This window comes from Kitasatospora sp. NPDC057542 (assembly GCF_042801945.1).
In the GTDB taxonomy this organism is placed as follows: domain Bacteria; phylum Actinomycetota; class Actinomycetes; order Streptomycetales; family Streptomycetaceae; genus Kitasatospora.
This window is the reverse complement of record NZ_JBHVFE010000378.1, coordinates 1-8,886: the sequence shown is the minus strand read 5'-3', so window position 1 is coordinate 8,886 and position 8,886 is coordinate 1. Positions and strand designations below refer to the sequence as shown.

The window sequence follows — 8,886 nt, the reverse complement described above, 5'->3', positions numbered from 1 at the left end:
GGGCCGAGGCCGTATGTGCGCAGGACCAGGCGGTGGCGGTAGGTGACGATGACCTCGCAGCCGTGGGGGATGCTTCGCGATGACACGGGCCCGGGGGGACGGCGATCACCACACGAATGAAGCGCCGCCTCACCGAGGCCTGGCCGGACACCCCAAGGCCTCACGAATCGAACCGCGGTCGGCGATCTGCTTCTCGCAGGCCATGAAGTCGGTGCGGATGTCCAGGCAGACCGTCGGCGCCAGCAAGGTGGGCACCCTCGGTGTACTGCAGCACGCCCTTGACCGGCAGCCGGCCCACCAGGTCCTGGTGGCCCGTACCGCCCACGCTGGACGGGTTCCGCCCGCGGCGAGAGCGTCGCGCTGTTCGGGGCCCGGCAAACTCGCACACCTTCGTTCCGACGAGCCGGCGCACGATCCCGTGTTCCGCGATCCGGCGCTCCAGGGGAAGGACCCCGGTCAGCCAGCCGGAACTCTCGGCAGCGGCGGCCTCCAACAACACCCACTCATCGTGACTCAGCGCCACAGACCCCTCCCTCAACGCGACCGTGCCGATCCTGCCACGCCAGCCCACCGGACACTTCCCGGCCAGGCCCAGATAGGTGGGCCGCGTCGATGGACCCGTTGCTGCCAGTCCCGGCCGTCCGGCAGGGCGGGTGGCCGCTGTTCCAGGGGCCGCTCCGCCCCGCGGGGCTGACCCGCTCCTTTCGTGCGAGGCACCCAGGTCGTCACCGAGGCCCTCGCTCGGGTCACCGACTGGTGGCGGTGTCAGTGCCTCGTGTCACTGTGCGGCCCATGATCAACAATCTTGAGGGCGTCGACCGCGTCGACTGGTCGTCCATGGGGCACGCCTACGGCCCGGCCGACGATGTGCCGCTGTGGCTGGAGCAGATGGCCTCGCCCGACCCCGACGTCCGGGAGAGGGCCTTCAGCAGCTTCTACAGCTCGGCCCACCACCAGGGCGACGTCTACTCGTGCACGGCAGCGAGCCTGCCGTTCCTTCTCGTGCTCGCCGACGATCCCCAGGTGCCCGACCGCGCGGCTGCCATCCGGCTCCTGCTCAGCATCGGCAGCGCGGCGTTGGACTGCGACCCCGACGGCGTCTACTACAGTCCGTCCGGCCACCCGTCGACGCCCCATGCGGATGTCGTGCCCCAGATGCGTGAGCGTGTCGAAGACTTCATCCGGCACGCGGCGGACACGGACCCGCAGGTACGGCAGGCTGCCGTCCCAGCCCTGGGGCTGTTCCTCGATGACGCCGACCGGGCGTTCGCCCTGCTGCGTGAGCGGCTGGCGGCAGAGGGCGGCACCATGGAGCGGCTACTGGTCATCGAGACGGCCGCGACGCTGGCCCAGCGACTGCCGGCCACGCTCGGCCCCGTGACGACCTGGCTCGCCGCCCTGGCCACGGACGCGGCGCTGGATGCCGACATCCGGCTCGCCGCCCTCGTCCACCGGGCCGCCTGCACGCCGGAGGTGATCGACGCAGGCCTCGTCCCGACGGCGGCCAACCTGCTCCAGCAGCTCACGCCCGAACCCGCGCCCCAGGGCGAGGTCGACGCCCGGCCGACCGACTGCGGGCAGTGTACCTGCGCGGACATCGCCGCCGAACCGGCACCAAACCAGGGCGTCCCGCCGCAGATCGCCGCCGTCTTCGCCGACCTCGACCGCCAGGGCCGCGTCCATGCCCCCACCACCGAGCTGCTGACCACCCTTCACCGGGTGCTGGACGCGCGGGTGCCCGAACGCACGGCCCTGCTCACCGCCCAACTCCGCAGCCCCGATGCGGCCACCCGCTACGACGCCATCGCCATGACCTGGGACCTGATCCGCTCCTGGCGCGGCAACCACTCCAGCCTCGTCCTCCTGCTCGCCGACTGCCTGCTCCCGGACGACCCGTACACCGCCGCCGAAGCGGCCGAAACCCTCGGCAAGCTCCCCGCCGTCCTCGCCGAACCCGCACGCGAAGCCCTCGCCGCCCTCGTGGAAGCACACCGCACCACCCACGGCCCGGACGTCTGGGCCGCACGGCACCCGCTGCTGCGCCGGGCCCACCAGGAGGCGGTCACGGCGCTGGCCGGCCTCGGCGACGAGCGCGCCCTGCCCGGCCTGTTGACGGCGCTCGACACCGGCACCGACGACTGGCGTGCCGTGCAGGTCGCCGGCCACCTCCCGCAGGCCGCCGGGGAACTGCTGCCGAGGGTGACCCGGCGCCTGGCCGACGCGGACTACTCCTGGCCCTGGGGATCCGCCACCGCGCTGATGGCCGCCCTCAACCGGCTCGGCGACCCGGCGGCCGTACCCGCGCTCACCGCGGCCCTCACCACCGCTGTCGAGCAGGAGCAGTGGCAGACCGCCGGCGCGGCCCTCTACGCACTGGGCTCAATCGGCACCGGCGCCGCCTGCGCGCTGGAGACGGTCCGGCCGCTCGCCGACGCCGAGGACCCGGACCTGCGCTTCGCAGCTGTGAAGGCCCTGTGGGACATCGAGAGCGACCCCACCGATGCCGTGCCGCGGCTCACCGCCCTGCTCGACACCGGCAAGGATCACGACGCCGCCGACGTCCTCGGCCGGATCGGAGGGCCTGCGGCCGCAGCACTGCCCCGCCTGCGGCAGCTGTCCGAAGCCGGCCATGTCTGGACCCGGGTGCACGCCGCCGCCGCGATCTACGACATCGGCGGCCCGGCCGAGGCCGAGGCCGTCCTGCCCGTGCTGCTGGAGGCATGGGAGGAAAGCGACTCGACTGCCAACCACGTCGTGGACTGCCTGCAGCGGATAGGCTCCGCCGCCGCGCCCGCCCTTCCACGGATCCACGCCGAACTCACCCTCACCCGCCGAAGCGGCGATTTCTTCGCGAGCGTCGAGGACGACGAGGCACTTCAACGCGCCGCCCTGGCCGCCATCAACCAGCTGACCTGAGACCTTGGCCTGGTCCTGGGAGGCGGGTGAGACCGGTGGGCTTGCAGTGGGTGCCGCGTGTTCCACTTCCCTACCGCTTCCAGCTCGCCGGGGCGCAGCTGGGCGAGGGCGTATTCGGCGGCGGTCGGAGAGGAAGACGTGCAGCGGCGCGGGCGGTGGTGTGGGGTCAACTGCGGTACGCGGGCGTCGGCCTGCCGGGAAAACCCGCTTACGGTTCTGTGCCCGAACGATACGATCTCCACCAAACGCACACCTGTGCGACAAAGTTCCATAGAGAAGCAGGTCCATGCCTCACCCGTTTGTCATCGTCACCCTCCTCGTCCTCCTCATCAGGCTGGGCCTCTGGCTGAACAAGCGTCGCAAGGCCACCGCCGGCCACGATGCGCCCGCAGCCGGCCTGGTGCCGCGCGCCGAACTGGTCGAAGTGGGCAGCGAAACCACCGACCCGGCGGCGCGGGCCGCGCTGGACGCGGCGAAGGCGGGGAACTGGCGGCCCGCCGCGGCCTACCTCTCGGAAGGCGACGGTGACTGGAGCACCCGCTACGCCCGGATGGACCCGTTCGGCGACCTCGCGGCCACTGACGACACCTGGCTCTGGCAGTGGCGCAAGGAGCAGCCGGGCAGCCCCGAGGCCGCCCAGGTGCAGACTGATGCCCTGGTCAAGCGGGCGTGGGAGATCCGCACCGGGAAGTATGCGTCCGAGGTGACGCGTGAGCAGGCCATGGGCTTTCACCAGGTGTTGCAGGAGGCGGCGGAGGTGTCGTACGAGGCGATCCGACTCGCCTCGGACGGGGACCCGAACGCCTGGGTGATGCAGCAGCCGATCGCGATGGGCCAGGGCTGGTCGCACGAGCGCTACCGCGCGCTGTGGTCCGAGATTGTGGCCCGCGAGCCCTACCACTACGGTGCGCACACCGCCGCGCTGCAGTACTGGTGCGAGAAGTGGCTGGGCAGCAACGAGTTGATGCACGAGTTCGCGGACAAGGCGATCGCCGGAGCGCCGGCGGGCAGCCTGCTGACAGTGCTGAAGCTGCGGGCGTACTGGGAGCAGGTCCTGCGCGACAAGTCCGCGGCCCCGCTCTACCGTTCCGCCGAGTACACGGCCGCCCTGGACGCGGCCCTGGCCGATCTGGCAGCCGCCGACCCTGCCCACCCCGGCATCGTCCCGGCGCGTGGCTGGATCGCCCACGGCCTGATCGAGAACGGCCGCCCGGCGCAGGCCCTGGACCTCTTCCGCGGGATGGGCCGGGAGATCGCCGGCCCGTGGATCTACTACGGGAACCCGGCCGCCGTCTTCGACGCCGCCCGTACCAAGGCCGCCCGCGCGGCGGCCTGACACGGCCGCGACAGCTGCTCGCAGGCGCTACGACACATGGGCGTAGGTTTCCACGTCAGCTCGGCTCGTTCGCCTGTGTCCCGTCGAAAGCTGCTGACTGTCCGCCGGTCCGACTGCTTCACTGTCTCTTCGGTCCGGTCCGCTCCGTCCCGCGACGGGCCATCCGGTCCGGTCTGTTCAGCCGACGAACGTCGCAGAAGCGGCGCGGCAAGCTGTCGCCTCGGGCTGCCCCAAGGGGCGGTCCGAGGCATTGCGCCGCCAGGGCCGGCGCGGGGCGGCCGGGCCCTGGCGGATGTGTCCCGCGGGTCACATCCGGGCGTGGGCCTGGGGGCGGTCCGCGCTTTGGGCCGTCCCATCGCCGCCGGTGGTCAGCGGCTTTCCGGCCGGGGCCTTCCCGGCCGGAGCGCCCGCGGCGGGCCGCCGGCGCCGGGACGGCGACCGACCCTGGCTGGCGGCGGCGAACAGCACCCGGCCAGCGGCGCAGCGGCCGTCAGGGCGCAGCCAGTGATGACGCCCGAGGGAAGCGGCGCAGCGGCCGGGTCCTGGGCGAGACCACCATGGCCGCCGCCGCGCAGAAGCTGGAGGCCATGCGCGAGCGTGCAACTCAGCCGTCCACGGTCCACCTCTGCATGCCCGACATCCGATGCGACACCGGACGAAGCAGCGCCGACGTTGAGAGATCCTTCCCATCGGATCCTAAGCTTCGCGGATGACCTACGAAGAGTTGTGCTGGGAACCGCTAGCGGCGCTTCCAAAAGGCGAGCCCGAGACGTCCTTCGGCGGGCGTTGGGAGGACCGGCTCTGGTTGAACGTTCCTGGCCCCTTCTACATCGGCATCGCCGACAACTGTTGGACGGGCCGGCTGCACGCACCGCGTCATGTGCTCTACGGCGGAGAGCACTTCGGTGAATATGTGTATCGCCAGCCAGCGACCACGGCCGAGGTCCTGAACCTAGTGACAGCAGCCCAGGAAGATCCGTACCGCGGCTATGCCTGCGACGGTGACAGCCGATGGACACCCGAGGCTGTTCGGGACTGGTGGCGCGACCGTGGGCGGGTCACCGAGTACCTGGAGTCCCTCCTGCCCAGATGGTCGTCCAGCGACAGGTCTGACGAGCGGGAAGCCGCGGAAGGGCTGAGGGACTTTGCCGCCTACATCACTGAAGGGCTCGGCGCGGACCTCCAGAAGTACCTCTTCCGGCTTGAAGAGGGCTGCTACCCGAAGAACTCCGGACCACTGCCTGAGCTCCGATAAGCAATGACGGCCATGCCGCAACTCGCCCAACCCGAAGATCTACCCGCACCGACTGCCTCGCCGAGCCGGGTCGCATGCTATCGGTGGCATGGCCGCGGAATGAGAACGGCGGGCAGCTGGATTATCCACGTATTCTCTCGAAGGGGTTGTCGAGTGCCCTCAAACGGCTTGGGAGTTCCCGAGTTTCAGAGGTACCTGCTCAAGGTTATGGAACCTCCTGCGGCTCTACTGGAGGATGCTGTCGGGCGGATCGAACCGGGGGGTGACATGACCCGGGATGTGACCGATCAGATCTCTGAAATGCTCCGACTTGGACTCGGCAGGGCTGCGGAGGTCAGGGAGATCCTTGCCGACGTACGGTTGTCCCGTGCGAGCCTTGCTGCGACTGGCGATTCCATAGTCGAGCGATACTGCCTTCCGATCTGGCCGGATCTCGAATTCGAGATTGAGTTTGATTCCTCGGGTCGGCATCTGGCTCGGGCCGAGTTTTTCCGCGCACCGGATTCTCCCCTTCCCTCTGGACTTCCCAGGCCCTGGAATTTTGTGAAGAGCGAGCTCTTTGGGGGTTACGATGATGTGCGGGAGATCGATGGATGGGGCCACTACGAGACCTATTCTGCATTGATCAGGGGAAGTGGAAAGAGGTACTTTTTCAGGTTCGCCTGGGGCTTGCTGCAGGAGATCGAGGCGATGTAGGCTCGCGGACCCTGGATCTATTGCCTCCGAAAAGTGGGCGAGTTGCGCCCTCATGCGGATTTTGGCCGTGCGGTGGAGCAAGCTCAGCCCAGTCGAGCGACCGACCGTCAGTGCTTCACCTACGACTACCTCGGCCGCCTCACCACCGCCTGGACCGACACCGGCGGCATCACCACCCCGGACCCGCTCCAGCACAAGAACCTCGACCAAGGCTCCTGCACCAACATTGCCCACCAGCAGCGCGACGGCACCGGCCAAGACCACCGTGGGCGGCGCCAACCCCTGCTGGCAGGAGTACACCTACGACCTGACCGGCAACCGCACGTCCCTCGTCCAGCACGATCCGACCGGTGGCACCGCGAAGGACGTCACCACCACCCAGCAGTTCCCGACCCCCGGGACCGTCAACAGGCCGACCACGGCGGCGAACACCGGCGGCGGCACCGGCGGCGCCCACGCTCTGCTCGGATCCACCGTCAAGACCGGCACCAGCACGACCGCCAACGGCGCCACCCAGTACGACGCGGCCGGCAACACCACCGCCATCCGCACCGGCGTCTCCGGCACCGGCACCGCCGCCCTGCGCTGGAACAGCGAGGGCAAGCTGGCGAGCCACACCGCCCCCGGCCGGATCACCGGCAACGGCGGCAAGTGCATCGCCACCGCCGGCGGCAGCAACGCCAACAGCACCAACCTGCAGATCAACGCCTGCACCGACGGCGGCAGCCAGCTCTACACCGTCGCCAACGACCGGCTGGTCGTCCTCGGCAAGTGCGTCCAGGCCATGGGCACCACCGCAGGCTCGGCCGTCCAGGTCCAGAACTGCGACAACTCCGCCGCACAGACCTGGACCCCCCGCGCCGACGGGACCATCCACAACCCCGCGTCCAACCTGTGCCTCGCCATCCCCGGCGACGTGACCACCAGCAACACCGCCCTGGCCCTCGGCGCCTGCGCGAGCACCGTCCCGGCCGGGCAGAAGTGGACCATCCCGAACACCACCACCTACCTCTACGACGCCGACGGCAACCAGCTCATCCGCCGCAACCCCGGCACCACCACCATCACCCTCGGCAGTGACGAACTCACCGTCGACACCGGTACCGTCGGCAAGGCCCAGAGCGGCATCCGCTACTACCCCGTCCCCGGCGGGCTCACCATCGTCCGCAAGGGCTCGGGTACCGCGGCCGGCAGCTTCGTCGTCCAGGCGGCCGACCACCACGGCACCAACATCGTCAGCATCGACCTGGCGACCCTCGCCACCACCCGCCGCCCCGTCGACCCGTTCGGCAACCCCCGCGCCGACCAGCCCGCGCCCGCCGGCTGGCTCGGGGACAAGCGCTTCATCGGCGGCCAGAGCGACACCGCCACCGGCTTCACCCACCTCGGCGCCCGCGAGTACGCGGCTGCGACCGGCCGCTTCCTCAGCATCGACCCGCCGCTGGTGAGCGACGACCCGCAGACCCTCAACGGCTACGCCTACGCCCACAACAACCCGGTCGACCGCTCCGACCCCAGCGGCAACTACGACCCGGACGAGCGCAACTACTGCAACGCCCAACCCCAGGACTGCGCCTACGGCAAGTACGTGGGCGAGGGCCAAGGCCTCGGCCAGCCCGTCGCGAATGCCCTGACCCGCCAGTACGCGGACGTCGACGCCCAGCACCGCGCAAAGAATACCGACCCCAAGAAGGCAGAGAAGCTACGCAAGAAGCGCTACGACGAAATCGTGGGCGAGGGGAAGTACGAGTGGGGCAAGCTGCTCAGTGAGGTTCGCAAGATCGACTCCCACGCTGCCAGAGGGAACCCGGGGGCGGCAAGGCCGGCTGCCGGTTCGCTTCCTACATGAACCAGAAGGGACTGGCCGACCTGGTCAAGGACGCCCTGAGCAGGATCGACGAGTCGGACAGCGCCAACGACGCTAGCGCGTTCAGCGCCGACGACGACTTCGAGGTGGCCTTCCAGGTCGCGTTGGACGGCCACCATGTCGTGGCACGGGGCGAGAACACGCCTGCCCCCGGCGCCAAGGATGGGAGGCCCTTCGACGCCTGGGCCGACGGAGTCAGGTCCGACTTCAAACTCGTCAGGGGCAACGCGGACCGAATCAACGACCACCTCAAAAGCGCCAACGCACAAGGAGTCGATTCGGTCTACATCCTGGTGTTGAACTCCAACATCACCCAGCGAGAGGCGATGAACAAGGTCAACGGGTGGCTCACGAATCCCTACAGAGGGACCGTCAACTTCTCGCAGGTCCACCTCATCGGCGACGGCTATCGGACGACAATCAACACCCGATGACCGCGTAGTTCCTCACGGCGGTCCGAAACGGCCTACCCGTTCCGGACCGCCGTCCGATCCTGAGAAAGGAATCCATGAACCACCATCACGCCCTGTCCGAACGAGCCATGACCGAACACCTCCAGACCGAGGTGCACAGCGCCACGGTCGGCGACTCGGTCACCGTCCTGGAGATCCGTGTCCCCAACGAGCAGGCCTACGAGACGTGGCTGCACCACCGCCGCGAGCACGCCCGGACGGGGTGGTACCCCTTCGTCTCGCCGCTGTGGAGCAGTGACTTCGCGGACCGGGAGGCGATCGGCGGCCCCTGGTCCGGCGGCGGACCGAAGAGCCTCGCCCACGCGCTCGCCCAGGACCCGGAGGAGGTCGTGCAGGAGATGGT

7 protein-coding genes are annotated in these 8,886 nt (G+C 69.6%); all 7 read left to right on the top strand.

All coding sequences use genetic code 11. From position 1 onward, the window contains the following. Positions 1 to 792 precede the first annotated feature (792 nt). Positions 793 to 2,916 (top strand): HEAT repeat domain-containing protein, encoded by a 2,124-nt coding sequence (locus tag ACFU7Y_RS33385; RefSeq protein ID WP_380770621.1) that lies wholly within the window; start codon positions 793 to 795, stop codon positions 2,914 to 2,916. 286 nt (positions 2,917 to 3,202) lie between these two features. Further along, on the top strand, positions 3,203 to 4,252 hold the full coding sequence (locus ACFU7Y_RS33380) for a hypothetical protein (protein ID WP_380770620.1): 1,050 nt from the start codon (positions 3,203 to 3,205) through the stop codon (positions 4,250 to 4,252). 709 nt (positions 4,253 to 4,961) lie between these two features. Then, positions 4,962 to 5,507, top strand: coding sequence for a hypothetical protein (locus ACFU7Y_RS33375; RefSeq protein ID WP_380770619.1), 546 nt, complete (start codon positions 4,962 to 4,964; stop codon positions 5,505 to 5,507). A 153-nt stretch (positions 5,508 to 5,660) separates the two neighbouring features. After that, on the top strand, positions 5,661 to 6,203 hold the full coding sequence (locus tag ACFU7Y_RS33370) for a hypothetical protein (RefSeq protein WP_380770618.1): 543 nt from the start codon (positions 5,661 to 5,663) through the stop codon (positions 6,201 to 6,203). A gap of 226 nt (positions 6,204 to 6,429) precedes the next feature. After that, positions 6,430 to 8,052 (top strand): ricin-type beta-trefoil lectin domain protein, encoded by a 1,623-nt coding sequence (locus ACFU7Y_RS33365; RefSeq protein ID WP_380770617.1) that lies wholly within the window; start codon positions 6,430 to 6,432, stop codon positions 8,050 to 8,052. After that, positions 8,049 to 8,504: a hypothetical protein gene (locus tag ACFU7Y_RS33360; RefSeq protein WP_380770616.1), complete on the top strand. Its 456-nt coding sequence runs from the start codon at positions 8,049 to 8,051 to the stop codon at positions 8,502 to 8,504. The genes ACFU7Y_RS33365 and ACFU7Y_RS33360 overlap by 4 nt, the downstream gene beginning before the upstream one ends. A 74-nt stretch (positions 8,505 to 8,578) precedes the next feature. Then, on the top strand, positions 8,579 to 8,886 hold a 308-nt coding region (locus ACFU7Y_RS33355; RefSeq protein WP_380770615.1), incomplete at its 3' end, for a hypothetical protein.